This is a genomic window from Streptomyces violaceusniger Tu 4113, assembly GCF_000147815.2.
GTDB lineage: Bacteria > Actinomycetota > Actinomycetes > Streptomycetales > Streptomycetaceae > Streptomyces > Streptomyces violaceusniger_A.
In genome coordinates, this window is sequence record NC_015957.1 from 7975720 (window position 1) to 7990616 (window position 14897).

Annotated in this window: 13 protein-coding genes; 4 read left to right on the plus strand and 9 right to left on the minus strand. The window is 70.8% G+C overall.

What is annotated here, in order from left to right:
* The first annotated feature begins 69 nt into the window (after positions 1–69).
* The 4 genes from STRVI_RS32530 to STRVI_RS32545 all read left to right on the plus strand — a co-directional run bounded on the left by STRVI_RS32530 (position 70) and on the right by STRVI_RS32545 (position 4118).
* Positions 70–840, plus strand: a complete 771-nt coding sequence (locus STRVI_RS32530) for an IclR family transcriptional regulator (protein WP_014059811.1) — start codon at positions 70–72, stop codon at positions 838–840.
* Between the two features lie 277 nt (positions 841–1117).
* Positions 1118–2377, plus strand: coding sequence for a sensor histidine kinase (locus tag STRVI_RS32535; RefSeq protein ID WP_014059813.1), 1260 nt, complete (start codon positions 1118–1120; stop codon positions 2375–2377).
* Positions 2374–3075 (plus strand): response regulator transcription factor, encoded by a 702-nt coding sequence (locus STRVI_RS32540; protein ID WP_014059814.1) that lies wholly within the window; start codon positions 2374–2376, stop codon positions 3073–3075. The genes STRVI_RS32535 and STRVI_RS32540 overlap by 4 nt, the downstream gene beginning before the upstream one ends.
* Positions 3076–3137: 62 nt before the next feature.
* Positions 3138–4118, plus strand: coding sequence for an aldo/keto reductase (locus STRVI_RS32545; protein WP_014059815.1), 981 nt, complete (start codon positions 3138–3140; stop codon positions 4116–4118).
* Between the two features lie 44 nt (positions 4119–4162).
* Here the strand turns inward: STRVI_RS32545 and STRVI_RS32550 are convergent, their stop codons facing one another.
* The 9 genes from STRVI_RS32550 to STRVI_RS32590 all read right to left on the minus strand — a co-directional run bounded on the left by STRVI_RS32550 (position 4163) and on the right by STRVI_RS32590 (position 14833).
* Positions 4163–5383: a right-handed parallel beta-helix repeat-containing protein gene (locus STRVI_RS32550; protein WP_014059816.1), complete on the minus strand. Its 1221-nt coding sequence runs from the start codon at positions 5381–5383 to the stop codon at positions 4163–4165.
* A gap of 211 nt (positions 5384–5594) precedes the next feature.
* Positions 5595–6404: a polysaccharide deacetylase family protein gene (locus STRVI_RS32555; RefSeq protein ID WP_014059817.1), complete on the minus strand. Its 810-nt coding sequence runs from the start codon at positions 6402–6404 to the stop codon at positions 5595–5597.
* Positions 6405–6576: 172 nt separating this feature from the next.
* Positions 6577–7911: an ABC transporter substrate-binding protein gene (locus tag STRVI_RS32560; RefSeq protein ID WP_014059818.1), complete on the minus strand. Its 1335-nt coding sequence runs from the start codon at positions 7909–7911 to the stop codon at positions 6577–6579.
* A 167-nt stretch (positions 7912–8078) separates the two neighbouring features.
* Positions 8079–8933, minus strand: coding sequence for a PmoA family protein (locus tag STRVI_RS32565; RefSeq protein ID WP_014059819.1), 855 nt, complete (start codon positions 8931–8933; stop codon positions 8079–8081).
* Positions 8930–10144, minus strand: a complete 1215-nt coding sequence (locus STRVI_RS32570; RefSeq protein ID WP_014059820.1) for a Gfo/Idh/MocA family protein — start codon at positions 10142–10144, stop codon at positions 8930–8932. The genes STRVI_RS32565 and STRVI_RS32570 overlap by 4 nt, the downstream gene beginning before the upstream one ends.
* Positions 10145–10207: 63 nt before the next feature.
* A complete protein-coding gene (locus STRVI_RS32575; RefSeq protein WP_014059821.1) occupies positions 10208–11107 on the minus strand; it encodes a carbohydrate ABC transporter permease in 900 nt (299 codons plus the stop codon).
* Positions 11104–12033, minus strand: a complete 930-nt coding sequence (locus STRVI_RS32580) for a carbohydrate ABC transporter permease (RefSeq protein ID WP_014059822.1) — start codon at positions 12031–12033, stop codon at positions 11104–11106. The genes STRVI_RS32575 and STRVI_RS32580 overlap by 4 nt, the downstream gene beginning before the upstream one ends.
* 119 nt (positions 12034–12152) lie before the next feature.
* Positions 12153–13934 carry an L-arabinonate dehydratase gene (gene araD, locus STRVI_RS32585; protein ID WP_014059823.1) on the minus strand — a complete coding sequence of 594 codons (1782 nt, stop codon included), beginning with the start codon at positions 13932–13934 and terminating at the stop codon, positions 12153–12155.
* On the minus strand, positions 13931–14833 hold the full coding sequence (locus tag STRVI_RS32590) for a dihydrodipicolinate synthase family protein (RefSeq protein ID WP_014059824.1): 903 nt from the start codon (positions 14831–14833) through the stop codon (positions 13931–13933). The genes araD and STRVI_RS32590 overlap by 4 nt, the downstream gene beginning before the upstream one ends.
* Positions 14834–14897: the final 64 nt, after the last annotated feature.

The window sequence follows — 14897 nt, forward strand, 5'->3', positions numbered from 1 at the left end:
CTGAACGCTGTCCCGGGTGATGAATTTCCCTCGGGACTCTATGGCTGGTCGAACAGAGGGGTCAAGGCGATGTCAGCTACCGAGACGGGCGGGGCCCAGGTCAAATCGGCTGTCCGCACGGTCGAACTGCTGGAGTTCTTCGCCGGGCGGCCCGGAATGCACAGCCTCGCCGCGGTCCAGGAGGCCGTGGGCTATCCCAAGTCGAGCCTCTACATGCTGCTGCGCACCCTGGTGGAGCTCGGCTGGGTGGAGACGGACGCCACCGGCACCCGCTACGGCATCGGGGTGCGCGCCCTGCTCGTCGGCACCTCCTACATCGACGGCGACGAGGTCGTGGCCGCCGCCCGCCCCACCCTGGACCGGCTCTCGGACGACACCACCGAGACCATCCACCTCGCCCGCCTCGACGGCACCAACGTCGTCTATCTCGCCACCCGGCAGTCGCAGCACTATCTGCGCCCCTTCACCCGCGTCGGCCGCCGGCTGCCCGCCCACTCCACCTCGCTGGGCAAGGCGCTGCTGGCCACGTACTCCGACGAGCAGGTGCGCAAGCTGCTGCCGGAGACGCTGGGCCAGCTCACCGAGCACACCATCACCGACCGCGAGAAGCTGATCGAGGAGCTGCACCTGATCCGGGAGCAGGGGTACGCGGTGGACCGCGAGGAGAACACCCTGGGCCTGCGCTGCTTCGGTATCGCCATCCCGTACCGCACCCCCTCGCGCGACGCCATAAGCTGCTCGGTGCCGGTGGCCCGGCTCACCCCCACCCATGAGCAGATGATCAAGGACGCCCTGTTCGACGCCCGGGACCGGCTCACCCTCGCGACGCGACGTCTTTGACCCATGGGAGGACGGCCCCCTCCGCCGCGCGGCGGAGGCGGATCGTCGGGCAGGGTGAGGCGCGGCGCCCGCCGCGCCGCGAGGCTGGTCCCCGTGACCCACACCCTTTCCGGCGGGCGGACGCGTCCGGCACCCGCCCGCCCGCCAAGGAGCCGACCGCGCCGATGAATCTGACCTACGCTGTGCGGATGACCGTCGGATCACCCGTCCTCACGGCCGGCGGGCGCCTCTTCCGACGGCGCGGCTCCGCCGGGGGCGCGGCAGCGCACCGGGCCCCGTGACCGGGGCGTGGTGGCGGCGGGCGATCCGTGCGGTGGCCGGCCGCCGGGCCCAGTTGCGCTGGATCCATCTGGTGCTCGGCGGCGCCCTGTTGATGCCGTATTACCTGCTGACCAGCGTCGTCTTCGCGATGCTCCTGCGGGACGCGGTTCCCTTCACCTCCCTGGTGTGGCAACTGGGCACCTTCGGCCTGGCCCTGCCGCTGGCCGCGCCGACCGCGCTGCTGCCGCTCGTACGCCCCCTGGAGGCCACCGCCGCGCGCTCGCTGTGCGGGCTTCCGGAGTCCGCGGAGCTCGCGGCCGGGCCCGCCGGATCGTGGGACGCGCGCGCCCGCACCTTGCTCTGGTACGGGCTGCATCTGGCCATCGGCGGGCTGGTCAGCGGGCTCACCCTGTCCCTGCTGCCCGCCTCGGCGATGCTGATCGCCCTGCCGTTCACCGACGGTTCGTACGTCGACGAGGGCTGGCCGCACGCCTTCGCCTCGGCCCCCTCCGCGCTGGCGCCCTTGGCCGGGGTGCTGCTGCTGGGCGTGATCATGGGGATCGCCGCGGCCGCCGGGGCGCTGCTGGCCCGCTGTGCGCCCGCGCTGCTCGGCCCGGCCCCCGCCGAGCGGCTCGCCGCCGCCGAGCAGCGGGCCACCCGGCTGGCCGCCCGCAACCGGCTCGCCCGCGAGCTGCACGACTCGGTCGGCCATGCGCTGAGCGCGGTGACCCTCCAGGCGAGCGCGGCCCGTAAGGTCCTCGACACCGATCCGGACTTCGCCCGGGAGGCGCTGGCGGCCATCGAGGAGACCACCCGGGACGCGGTCGGCGAACTCGACAGCGTGCTCGGCCTGTTACGCGAAGGGGAGGACCGTCCGGCCCCCGCCCCCTCCCCCACCCTCATGGATCTGGACGGGCTGCTGGCCCGCACCCGGGCCGCGGGCGTCGCCGTCGAGCTGACGGCCCCGGGCGCGCTGGACCGGCTGCCGCCCGTCGTCTCCCGCGAGGCGTACCGCATCGTCCAGGAGGGGCTCACCAACGCGCTGCGCCACGCGGGCCGGGTGCCGGTGCGGCTCCGGATCGCCGAGGACCCGAAGAAGGTGGAGATCACGATGGAGAACCCGGTGAACGGAGCGGCCCGGGCACGGCCCACCGGCGGCCGCGGGCTGCGCGGCATCGCCGAGCGGGCCACCCTGCTGCGCGGCACCTGTGCGTGGGACACCGTGGACGGCGTCTGGCGGCTGACGGTCCGGCTCCCGCTGGAGGCGTCCCGATGAGCACCCCGCCGTCGCCGGTGAGCGCCCCGCCGTCCCCGCTGCGCATCGTGCTCGTCGACGACGAGCGGATGGTGCGCACCGCGCTGCGCGCGATCCTCTCCAGCGAACCGGACCTGGAGGTCGTCGGCGAGGCCGGAAGCGGCGCCGAGGCCGTACCGGTGGTCCGTGAACTGCGCCCGGACGTCGTGCTGATGGACGTCCGGATGCCCGATGTCGACGGCATCCGCGCCACCGAGCGGATCCTGAGCACCATGGCGGACCCGCCGCGCGTCATCGTGGTGACGACGTTCGAGAACGACAGCTATGTGTACGACGCGCTGCGCGCCGGGGCCAGCGGCTTTCTGCTCAAGCGGGCCCGTGCGGAGGATCTGGTGCAGGCGGTGCGGCTGGTGGCGCGGAGCGATTCGCTGCTGTTCCCGGCCGCGGTGCGGGCACTGGCCGCCGAGCACGCCGCCGCCCGGGGCCCGGACCGCGAGGCGAGCGCGCGGGCGCTGGGCGAGCGGCTCTCCGAGCGGGAGGCCGTGGTGCTGCGGCTGATGACCGACGGGCTGTCCAACTCCGAGATCGCGGCCCGGATGGCGGTGGGACCGGCCACGGTCAAGACGCATGTGGGGGCGGTGCTCACCAAGTTGGGGGTGCGGGACCGCACCCAGGCGGTGATCGCCGCGTACGAGAGCGGTTTCGTCACGCCGGGCTGACATCCGGCGGCCGGGGTGGTCTGCTGTGACGGGTCGGCCGAACGGGCGGGAGGAGCAGGCGCATGGAGTACGCACGGCTGGGCGCGTCGGGCATCAAGGTGTCGCGGATCTGCCTCGGCATGATGAGCTACGGCAGCCCCGAACACCGGCCCTGGCAGTTGGACATCGACGACGCGCGGCCGATCGTACGGCGCGCGGTCGAGGAGGGGGTGACCTTCTTCGACACCGCCGACATGTACTCGTTGGGCCGGAGCGAGGAGATCACCGGCGAGCTGCTGCGGGAGCTCTTCCCCGGCCGCGACGACTATGTCCTCGCCACGAAGGTCTACTCCCCGATGGGAGAGGGCCCCAACGACCGCGGGCTCTCCCGTAAGCACATCCTGGCGGGCATCGACGCCTCGCTGCGGCGGCTGGGCACCGACCATGTGGATCTCTACCAGATCCACCGCTTCGACCCCGGGACGCCCATCGAGGAGACGATGGAGGCGCTCCACGATGTGGTGCGGGCCGGAAAGGCCCGGTACATCGGCGCGTCCTCCATGTTCGCCTGGCAGTTCGCCAAGGCCCAGCACACGGCCGAGGCACACGGCTGGACCCGGTTCGTCTCCATGCAGAACCACTACAACCTGCTCTACCGGGAGGAGGAGCGGGAGATGAACCCGCTCTGCCTGGACCAGGGCGTCGGCGTCATCCCCTGGAGCCCGCTGGCGCGCGGACTGCTGGCGGGCACCCGCGACCGGGACCGCACCGGGACCACGGTCCGGGCGGGCAACGATCCGCTGGTGGAGAAGTGGTACGCGGCCGCGGAGTTCTCCATCGTGGACGCCACCCGCGAGATCGCCGAGAAGCGCGGAGTATCCCCCGCGCGGGTCGCGCTGGCGTGGCTGCTCAGCAGGCCCGCGGTCACCGCGCCGATCGTCGGGGCCACGAAGATCGGCCATCTGGAGGACGCGGTCGCGGCGGTCGGGCTGACGCTCGACGAGGCGGAGGTGGCCCGCCTGGAGGCCCCCTACCGCCCGCGCCCCATCATGGGCCATAGCTGACGGGGCGGGACGGCTCCCGGGGGAACCCCGGATCTCCCGGGGCTTCAGTTCATCGTCGAGCCGATCTCGGTGCGGTCCATGACGACGAGGAAGCTGGTGACCGGAAGGGAGCCGTCCTGCCGCCGGGGGCCGAGGGCCGTGGTGGGGTCGGTGGTGACCAGCGGCGGGGTGGCCGGGCCGCCCGGCGTCCAACTGTTGTCCCGGGAGGCGGCGAGGGCTCCGGTGTCGGCGCTGCCACGGCCGTTGGAGACCGCGAGGTTGCGGGTCAGGAGGGCGCGGGAGCCGGCGAAGGAGTAGCCCTTGCCCCAGTTGTCGAAGGCGGTGGTGCGCTGGAGATGGAGGGCTCCGGTGTTGCCGCCCGCCTCGAAGCCGCTCTTGGTGTTGGCCCAGGCGGCGGAGGTCCGTACGACATGGGCGGGCGAGGGGGCACCGCGGCGGTCGGCGCCGAGCTGGAAGCCGCTGCCGTCGCCCTTGAAGTAGGGGATGTGCCAGCGGTTCCGGCCGTTTTCGAAGGCCCAGGAGTGCTCGATGGTGACGGGGCTCGCCCACATCCACAGGTCGACGCCGTCGTCGCTGTTGCGGAACAGCCGGGATCCGGTGACCACGTTGCCGGTGCCGGAGCCGTGGGTGAGGGCCATGCCGTCGGCTCTCTGGCCGCCGGTGGCGTCGTCGTGGTTGCCGTAGGAGTCCAGGTTCCGGATGACGTTGCCGTTGGTGTCATCGCCGCGGAGGGTGAGTCCGGTGTCGCCGTTGCCGTGGGTGCTGAGGTTCTGGAAGACGTTTCGCGCACAGGAGGTGCAGACCAGACCGCCGCCCGGGGCGTTGCGCAGCTCGATCCCGGAGACCGTCCAGTAGTCGGCCCTGAGGGAGACCAGGGAGGAGCCCTGGCCCAGCCGGGAGCCGTCGAGCCGGACCTTCTCCGCCCTGTAGGGCCGCAGTTGGACGCGCTCGCGGGGAGTGCCGCTGGCGGAACTGCGCAGCGTCCTGGCGGGGTAGTACGTGCCGCCGCGCACCTCGATGGTCGTGCCCGCCTTGGCGGCCGATATCGCCTTTTCGAGGCTTCGGTAGGGGGACTTGAGGGTGCCGCTGTCGCCGTCGCTGCCGTTGGTGGCCACGTACACGGTGGTGGGCACGGCGCTCGCACCCTCCGGCGAAGCCGTCAGATACACCCCGGCCACGGCCGACGCCACGATCACGGCGCTGCCGAGCGGCAGCGTGCGGTCCTTACGGCGACGGTGGCGGCCCCGCTTACGCCTCAGCCCCATGGCAACTCCTGTTCCGCGTCGAGAGAACGGGCCGGAGGATCCGGACCGGCCCGTCCCATGTCGTAGTTGCCGCCAGTCCAGATTAGGTTGCCGGGCACCCGAGAATTCTTAGATTACGAAATTCCGATCGCCTCGCGATAGCTTGCGACAAGTCTTGATCGTTTTGTGGCCGAGGATGTTCGGAAACGGAAGGTCCTGTTGGTCTGTTGCCTCATGGGCGATAGACCTTGCCCGGTTCCGGGGTGGCCGGGGCCATCAACTGGGAGACCGTCACCACCGTATAGCCGTCCTTCTTCAGCTTCGCCAGGATCCCCGGCACCGCCGGCACCGTGCCCTTGTAGATGTCGTGCAGCAGGATGATCCCATCGCGCTTCGTCTGCTCCAGCACCCGCTTCTCGATCAGCGCGGAGTCGGTCGTCTGGTAGTCCTTCGCCGTCACGCTCCACAGCACCTGTGCCACGCCCAGCTCCCGGCAGATCTTGGAGACCCGCTCGTCGGTACGCCCCTGCGGCGGCCGCATCAGCAGCGGCGTACGGCCGGTGAGCTTCTTGACGGCGCTCTGGACCCGGTTGATCTCCGAGCGGACCACGTCGTCGTCGCTCTTGGTGAGGATCTTGTGCGACCAGGTGTGGTTGGCCAGCTCATGCCCCTCGTCCGCGATGCGGCGCACCAGGTCGGGGTGTTTGTCGATGTGCTTCTTGCCGAGCATGAAGAAGGTCGCGTGGGCCTTCTCGCGCTTGAGGATCTCCAGCAGCCGGGGCGTGTTCTCGCTGGGGCCCGCGTCGAAGGTGAGGGCGACGCATTTGGCGCGGGAGCAGTCGACCGAACCGTTCGCCCCGTCGCCCTTCTTCAGCACGTCCGGCTTCGAGGCGGCCGGTGTCGCGTGCCCGGCGTCCTTCACCGCGTGCTCCCGGGCGCTGTGCGGTGAGGTGGTGTCGTAGGACGCTCCGCAGCCGGTGAGGCCCAGTGTCAGACAGACGGCACTCACGAGCAGTCCGGATATTCGACCTTTTCGCCCCATTGATATCCCCGAAGTCCTTTTGTTGCCATTAGTGGTCGCTATGCCGCCAACAGGCATACAACTGCGTACTGTTGGCGGCATAAACTGCGAGCACTATACACGCGACGTATACGCGGGGTTCATAGAGGCCCGCGGGCCCGGGACCGTGGAGCGATGTGGTGATCGAGCGCGGCTAGCCCTGGTGCTTCTTCCAGTCCGCCTGTGCCGCGTTGAGCTCGTCCGCGACCTTGTCGCAGAACGCCTTGGCGGTCATCCGGCCGAGCAGCACCTTCTGGAAGCCGGGCTCGTTGTCGGCCTTGCTGATGTTGTTCCAGTCCGGGAGGTAGTAGGGCAACTGGACGACCTTGGTCCGCGGATCGTTGAGCGACTCCAGCGCGGCCTTGGTCGGCGGGGCCTCGGCGATCCAGCCGTCGTCCGCGGCGCCGACGTTGGCGGGGATCGCGCCCACGTCCTCGTTCCAGAGGCTGTTCATCTCCGGGGAGGCCGCGAACTCGATGAACTTCCAGGCCGCCGCCTTGTTCTTGCCCGCCTTGAACAGCCCGAGGCCGTCGACCGGGTTGGAGACGATGGTGCGCGCCGCCCCGGCCCGGGAGGGCGGCAGCGGTATGCCCGCGATCTTCTCCTTGCCGAGCAGCCGTACGTGGTCGACATAGCTGCCGAGGTTGTGCTGCAGCATCCCGATGTCGCCCTGGTCGAACTGGGCGACCATCTTGGCGAAGTCGTTGTTGAGGTCCGCGGCGGGCGTGACCCTCTTGAAGAGGGCGATGTACTTCTCCAGCGCCGCGACGTTCCTGGGGTCGTTGAGGGTGGTCTTGTCGCCGTCCCAGAAGGACGCGATGCCGGACTGGGCGTACATCATGTCCAGCGCCTGGGCGATCGAGCCCGCGCCGCCGCGCAGGGTGAAGCCGAACTTGTTCCCGCCCTTGTCGGTCAGCTCGTCGGCGGCCTTGTAGAACCTCTCCCAACTGTCCGGCGCCGGCAGCTTCGCCGCCTTGAAGAGGTCGGTGCGGTACCAGAGGGTGCCCTGGTTGGCGGAGGTCGGGACGGAGTACAGCTCCTGGTCCTCACCGCCGGCCGCGCGGACGCTGTCGACCATGTTCTTGATCAGCTTGCCCTTGAGGGCGCTGTCGTCGATGCGGTCGGTCACGGGGTCGAGGGCGCCCTGGGCGACCAGATTGGCCAGATACGCGGTGCCCACGCCGCCGACGTCGGGCAGACTGTCGCCGCCGCTCTGGATGGCGGTGTCGTACTTCGACTGCACATTGGTGATCGGGATCGGGACGTACTTGACCGTGATGTCGGGGTACTTGTCCTCGAACTTGGCGATGATCCGCTTCCAGACCTTGGTGCGGGGGCCGCCGTTGTTGTCCCAGAAGGTGATGGTGCCCTTGCCGGAGCCCTCCTCGCCGGTGGTCGAGCCGTCGTCGCCGCAGGCGGTGGCGGTCAGGGTGAGCAATGCCGCCAGGGCGGCTGCGATGTGGGGTGCTCTGCGGCGCGTGGATTTCACGTGTCCGTCTCCTTGTGGGTTGCGTTCGCCGGCGGTTGCTGGTCGTTGAGGGGCGTGGCGTCGTGGCTGGGGGCGGTGGCCATGTGCGGGCCGGCTTGTGCCCACCCGTTCCGCCAGGGGGCACCTCCCAGCGGTAGCCGGGGAGGAACGATTGCCCACAACTCTGCTCATACGGCCGCTCCCCTGTCGGAGAGTTGGGCTGCTCTGCGGGCTGCGGTTTCGGGAGTCAGGCGGCCGTCGGTTATCGCGGTGACGATGCGTCGGGTGACCGTGCCGGCGGGGGCGAGGGGCAGTGGCCGGTCCGAGGCGAGGGACGAGCCGACGCCCGCGTGTTCCCCGGTGCGCACACACCACGGGTCGGCCCGGGTGTCGCCGGTCGCGCCGGCGAAGACCAGCGTCCACTCGTCGGTGGCCAGCGCCAGCCAGTCCGCGGGCCGTCCGTGCACCGCCGCCGCGCCCTCGCCGCCGGCGCTGAAGACCTGCGCGGGCTCGGGGCGCCGCGGGAGGCGCCAGAAGAAGCCGCCTCCGTGGCCCGCCCCGCCGAGGGCGAGCTCCTGGCCCGTCACATTGGTGAGGGCGGAGGTGAAGTCCAGCGCCCAGCACGCCATTCCCAGGGACCGTACGGCCACCGTGCGCCGCTCCAGCAGCAGTTGCCGCCCTCCGGCCGCCCACGACAGCTCCTCCACGAAACCGTCGGGATCGCGCAGCAGCCAGCTCAGGTGGCGCTGGCTGCCCTGGTGGTCCAGGCGGCCCTGGCCGCCCCGGAAGTCGTATCCCGCCACCTCCGGGATGGCCATGGACACACCCAGGTGGGCCGGGTCCTCGGTAGGCCGCAGCCCGGTGACGGTGACGCCGCCGAGGGTGCGTACGGGGTGCAGATACGGGCGCGGCGCGAGCATGCCGGGCAGTTGGGGGCGGTGCACATACGACCCGACGACCCGGTTCTCATGGCGCAGCACGGTGCAGGGGGGACGGCGGGTGAGGGAGGGGGTCAGCGGGTTGGAGGGGGTCAGGGGTGTCATGGGTGCGGGACCTCCGCGGGGCGTGCGGCCCAGGGGGCGCGCAGTTCCGAGTACAGGGCGAGGCGCTCGGCGCCGGCGGTGACCAGTCGGTCGATGCCGGTCACCACGCGCCGCTTGGCGGCTCGCGAGGCGACGCCCGCACCGGGCTCGGTGCGCCAGGCGTCGGCGGGCAGCGGGACCGGTGCGGGGGCGGTGCGGACCGCCTCGACGACGCGCATGAACGCGCCGGTGCGGTCCGGTGGGACGAGCAGTTCGGTGCCGTCGCGCAGACGGGCGACGAGGTTGTCCAGCAGATCGGTGCGCGCGTGGTCGGTGGTCTCGGGCGGCGCTCCGTCGCGTTCGACGCGGACCCGGTCCAGCTTGTACCAGAAGGTGATCCGGCCCCGGTCGCCGTGGACGACGACATACGGTTCACCGGGCTCCTCCGCGCACAGGGTGACGGCGGCGGCGACGGTGGCACCGCGACTGGTGCGGATCCGTACGCAGGAGGTGTCGTCGGCCTCGATGGCGTTGGCCCGGTACAGCTCCAGCTCGATACCGGCCACGTCCTCGGCCCGGTCGGCGCCGCCGAGGTGCAGGGCGGTGACGACGGCGTGGGCGAGGGGGTTGGTGAGGACACCGTCGACGACATCGCGGCCGTCCAGGGTGCGGTGTCCGGCCCAGGGGGCGCGGGCGTAGTAGTCCTCGTCGCGGGCCCATGCCCCGGCCGCGCCGATGCCGCGGATCGCCCCTATGCGGCCCTCGGCGACGAGGCTCCGGATGGCGGGCAGGGCGTGGGAGCCGTGCGACTGGAAGCCGATCTGGCAGACGGTTCCATAACCGCGCAGTCCTTCGCTCATCCGGGCGAATTCGGCGTACGAGGGTGTGGGCGGCTTCTCCAGCAGAAGGTGCGCACCGCGTTCGGCGGCGGCGAGGGCGAGGTCGGCGTGGGTGTGGATCGGGGTGCAGATGACGGCGATCCGGGCGCCGGTCCGGGTCACCAGTCCGGCCAGGTCGGCGGACTGCTCGGGTTCGCCGAGCCCGTCGCCCAGCTCCTTGACGGTGAGCGGCTGAAGTTCGCACACCCCGGCGAGCCGGACCGTTCCCTCGGCGGTCAGTCGGCGGATGTTGTCCAGGTGCCGGCGCCCATGGCCTCGGGCGCCCGCGAGGACGACGGGTATCGGTTCCTCGGCCGGGGCTTCCCCTCGTCCCCGGGGGTACGCCATGCCCATGCTCGGACCTCCTTGTCCGCATACGGTGTGCCGCCGAATACGTGGTGTCGCCGACCGTTTCGGTCAGCCCTTGACCGCCCCCGCGCTGAAGCCGGTAATCAGCCATTTCTGGATGAAGGCGAAGACGATGACGACGGGCACCGCGGCGATCACCCCGCCCGCCGCGAGCGCGCCCAGGTCGACGCTGTCCGCGCCGATGAGGGTGTTGAGGCCGACCGGGATGGTCTGTTTGTCCTGGGAGCTGAGGAACATCAGCGCGAACAGGAAGTGGTTCCAGCTATGGACGAAGGCGAAGGAGCCGACCGCGATCAGCCCGGGGCGCAGCAGCGGCAGCACCACCGCGCAGAAGGCCCGGAAGCGGCCGCAGCCGTCGACCCACGCCTGTTCCTCGAGCGACACCGGCACGTTCTTGATGAAGCCGCTGATGAGGATGATCGACAGGGGGAGCTGGAAGACGGTCTCCGCGATGACCACGCTCCCCAGCGAGTTGATCATCTGCAGGTTCTTGAAGATCTCGAAGAGCGGCACCAGCATCAGCGCGCCCGGGATGAACTGCGAGGCCAGCAGCGCCAGCATGAAGCCCTTTTTGATCCGGAAGTCGAAGCGCGCGAGGGCATAGCCGCCGGCCAGCGCGACCGCCGTCGTCATCACCAGCGAGGCGACGCCGACGATCATGCTGTTCTGGAAGAAGATCCCGAAGCTGCGCTCGTTCCACACCTTCTGGAAGTGCTCGCCGGTGATCGGCCAGGGCACCAGCGCGTTCGAGCCCGCGGGGCGCAGCGCGAACAGCAGCATCCAGTAGAAGGGGACGAGGGTGAACAGCAGATACAGGCACAGCGGCAGATAGATCTGCCAGCGCGGTACGCCCCGGTCGAGCCTGCGCCGGCGCCTCCCGCGGGCGGTGGGCGGCGGGGCGGCCGCGGGGGCGGGCCGGGTGCCCTGCTCGGCGAGTGCGGCGGTCACTTGGCGTCGCCTCCGAACTTGCTCAGGCGCAGATAGAGGATCGAGCAGAAGAGGAGGATCACGAAGGCGACGGTGGTCAGCGCGGAGGCGTAGCCGAAGTCATGGCCGTTGATCCCGGTGTTGGCGACGTACAGCGGAAGGGTGGTGGTCTGCCCGGCCGGTCCGCCGCCGGTGAGGGTGTAGAGCAGATCGACGTTGTTGAACTCCCATACGCCGCGCAGCAGCGTGGAGAGGATGATCGCGTCCTTCAGATGCGGCAGGGTGATGTGGAAGAACCGCCGCGCCCGGCCCGCGCCGTCGACCGAGGCCGCCTCGTAGAGGTCCTGCGGGATGGACTGGAGGTCGGCGAGGATGAGGATCGCGAAGAACGGGACGCCGCGCCAGAGTTCGGCGACGACGGCGGCCCAGAAGACGGTTCCGGTGTCGGAGAGCACCGAGGTGCCGTACGTGCCGATCCCGGCGTCCGCGAGATAGCGGCTGATGCCGGTCGAGGGGTTGTAGAGCAGCATCCAGATGGTGGTGGTCAGCACCCCGGACACGGCCCAGGGCGAGAAGACCAGGGCGCGGGCGAGGCCGCGGCCGAGGAAGGTCTGGTGGACCAGCAGGGCGAGCGCGAGGCCGAGCAGGAGCTGCAGCAGCACCTCGGTGACGACCCATTTGCCGCTGAAGACGAGCGTGTCCCAGAACTGCGGGTCGTCGGTGAGGATCCGGGTGAAGTTGCCGAAGCCCGCGTAGCCGTTCCGCCAGGGCTTGGTGACGTTGTAGTTCCGCAGGCTGTAGTAGAGGACGCTGAGCATCGGATAGGCGATGAAGCCCAGCATCAGCAGCCCGGCGGGGGCGATCAGCAGATACGGGAGGCGGCGGGCCGGCCCTCCCGTACGGCGCCGCCGGGTGACCCGGGGCGGTTTCGCCACGGCGTCGGCCATGACTGCTTCTCCGTTCTCGGAGTCGACGGTGTACGGGGTCGGTGAAGCGCTTCCGTGAAGCGCTTACCGAATGTTGTTCGGCATCTCGTACAAAAAAATCCGGCGCTGAAGAGGAGGCGTCAGCCCGCGTGGGGTTCGGGCACCGCCCCGGGGCGGGCCAGGAAGCGGAAGTCGCAGCCGGTGTCCGCCTGGGTCATCTGCTCCTGGTAGAGCGCGCCGTAGCCGCGCTCGTAGCGGGGCCGCGGGGCCGTCCACCCCGCCCTGCGCCGCGCCAGCTCGGCGTCGTCCACCTCCAGCCGCAGCACCCGCGCCGCCACGTCGAGGGTGATCTGATCGCCGTCGCGGACGAGGGCGAGCGGGCCGCCCACATACGACTCGGGCGCGATGTGCAGCACACAGGCCCCGTAACTGGTGCCGCTCATCCGGGCGTCGGAGATCCGCACCATGTCCCGCACCCCCTGCTTGAGCAGATGGTCGGGGATCGGCAGCATCCCGTACTCGGGCATTCCGGGGCCGCCGAGCGGGCCGGCGTTGCGCAGCACCAGCACACTGTCCTCGGTGATGCCGAGACCGGGGTCGTTGATGGTGGCCTGCATCGCCTTGTAGTCGTCGAAGACCACGGCGGGGCCGGTGTGCTCCAGCAGCCGGGGCTCGGCCGCGATGTGCTTGATGACCGCGCCGTCGGGGCACAGATTGCCGCGCAGCACTGCCACTCCGCCCTCCTCGGCCAGCGGGTTGTCGCGGGGCCGGATCACCTCGGGGTTGTGCACCAGGGCGCCGTCGAGCTGTTCGCGCAGCGTGGGGTGGGCGACGGTGGGGCGGTCCAGGTGCAGAACGTCCGTAAGGCGAGAGAGGAAGCCCGGGAGCCCGCCGGCGAAGTGGAAGTCCTCCATCAGATACCGGCCGCCGGGCCGCAGATCGGCGAGCACGGGGACGGTACGGGCGATGCGGTCGAAGTCGTCGAGGGTGAGCCGCACCCCGGACCGGCCCGCCATGGCGATCAGATGGATCACCGCGTTGGTGGAGCCGCCGAGGGCGAGCACGGTCGCGACCGCGTCCTCGTACGCCTCCCGGGTGAGGATCTCCGAGAGCCTGAGGTCCTGCCAGACCAGCTCGACCACGCGTAATCCGGAGGCGGCGGCCATCCGGTCGTGCCCGGAGTCCACGGCCGGGATGGACGAGGCGCCGGGGACGGTCACGCCCAGCGCCTCGGCGGCGGCCGTCAGCGTGGAGGCGGTGCCCATCGTCATGCAGTGGCCGGGCGAACGGGCCAGCCCCCGCTCCAGCTCGGACATCTCGCAGTCGCCGATCAGCCCGGCCCGCTTGTCGTCCCAGTACTTCCACATGTCGGTGCCCGAGCCCAGCACCTCATTGCGCCAGTGCCCCGGCAGCATCGGCCCGGCCGGGACGAAGACCGCCGGAAGGTCGGCACTGGCCGCGCCCATCAGCAGCGCCGGGGTGGACTTGTCGCAGCCGCCCAGCAGCACGGCGCCGTCGACCGGATAGGAACGGCAGAGCTCCTCGGTCTCCATGGCGAGGAGGTTGCGGTAGAGCATGGGGGTGGGCTTCTGGAAGGTCTCGGAGAGCGTGGAGACCGGGAACTCCAGGGGGAAGCCGCCCGCCTGCCAGACCCCGCGCTTGACCGCCTGGGCACGGTCGCGCAAGTGGACGTGGCAGGGGTTGATGTCGCTCCAGGTGTTGAGGATCGCGATGACCGGCTTGCCCAGGTGTTCCTCGGGGAGATAGCCGAGCTGGCGGGTGCGGGCCCGGTGGCTGAAGGAGCGCAGGCCCTCGGTGCCGTACCACTGGTGGCTGCGCAGTTCCTCGGGGCGCTTGCGCGGTCTCGGCGGGGTGCCCGCATCGATGCGACGGGCGCTCACACCAACTCGCGGGGCGCTCATGCCGACCACCCCTCGACGATCGCGGCGACTTCCGCGCGCCTCGGCTCGGGCAGCGGCTTGCTCGGGGCGCGGACATCGCGGCGGCACAGACCCATCGCGGCAAGCGCTTCCTTGACGACCGTGACGTTGTTGGCGGACTGCCGCTCGGCTCTGAGGTCCTCGAACCGCCGGATCTGTTCCCACACCTTCATCGCGCCCGGATAGTCCCCCGCGCGCAGCGCGCCCAGCATGTTGAGCGAGACGTTGGGGGCCACGTTGACCAGGCCCGAGGTGAAGCCGGTGGCGCCGACCGCCCAGTAGGCGGGCGCGTACAGCTCGGCGAGCCCGGCCACCCAGACGAACCGGTCCAGCCCGGCGTCGCGCGCCACGGCGGCGAAGCGGGTGGCGTCGTGGACCGCGTACTTGACCCCGATGACCTGGGGGCACTCCTCGCCGAGCCGGGCGATCGCCGCGCCCTCGATGAGCGGATTGCGCAGATACGGCACCACGCCCAGCTCGGGGACGGCCTCGGCGATGGTGCGGTGGTAGTCGATCCAGCCGTCCTGGGCGACGTACGGATGCACCGGCTGATGGACCATCACCATGTCGGCCCCGGCCGCGCGGGCGTGGCGGGCGGCCTCGACGGCGGTGGCCGCGTCATGGCCGACGCCGACGAGGACGGCGGCCCGCCCGGCGGCCTCCTCGACGGTCAACTCGGTGACCAGCCGCCGCTCTTCGAGGGTGAGGGCGTAGAACTCGCCGGTGTTGCCGTTCGGGGTGACGGCCTTGACTCCGCCGTCGAGGAGCCTGCGGAGCAGGGCGCGGTAGGCGGTGCGGTCCACGGCGCCGTCGGCGTCGTACGGAGTCACCGGGATCGCCACGACATCCGCGAGCGCCGTCCTCAGCGGTGAGTAGTCCATACGAACCCTTTCTCTCGATGTTCGGCATCGGGCGGGCTGTTCGGATGGTGCTGGGGTCGGACAC

Bases quoted from the DNA above. Each gene is read 5' to 3' on its own strand.
- STRVI_RS32550 (WP_014059816.1), bottom strand. From the start codon at position 5,383: ATGGGGCTGAGGCGTAAGCGGGGCCGCCACCGTCGCCGTAAGGACCGC.
- STRVI_RS32570 (WP_014059820.1), bottom strand. From the start codon at position 10,144: ATGGGCATGGCGTACCCCCGGGGACGAGGGGAAGCCCCGGCCGAGGAA.
- STRVI_RS32545 (WP_014059815.1), top strand. From the start codon at position 3,138: ATGGAGTACGCACGGCTGGGCGCGTCGGGCATCAAGGTGTCGCGGATC.
- STRVI_RS32580 (WP_014059822.1), bottom strand. From the start codon at position 12,033: ATGGCCGACGCCGTGGCGAAACCGCCCCGGGTCACCCGGCGGCGCCGT.
- STRVI_RS32565 (WP_014059819.1), bottom strand. From the start codon at position 8,933: ATGACACCCCTGACCCCCTCCAACCCGCTGACCCCCTCCCTCACCCGC.
- STRVI_RS32590 (WP_014059824.1), bottom strand. From the start codon at position 14,833: ATGGACTACTCACCGCTGAGGACGGCGCTCGCGGATGTCGTGGCGATC.
- STRVI_RS32540 (WP_014059814.1), top strand. From the start codon at position 2,374: ATGAGCACCCCGCCGTCGCCGGTGAGCGCCCCGCCGTCCCCGCTGCGC.
- STRVI_RS32555 (WP_014059817.1), bottom strand. From the start codon at position 6,404: ATGGGGCGAAAAGGTCGAATATCCGGACTGCTCGTGAGTGCCGTCTGT.
- STRVI_RS32530 (WP_014059811.1), top strand. From the start codon at position 70: ATGTCAGCTACCGAGACGGGCGGGGCCCAGGTCAAATCGGCTGTCCGC.
- araD (WP_014059823.1), bottom strand. From the start codon at position 13,934: ATGAGCGCCCCGCGAGTTGGTGTGAGCGCCCGTCGCATCGATGCGGGC.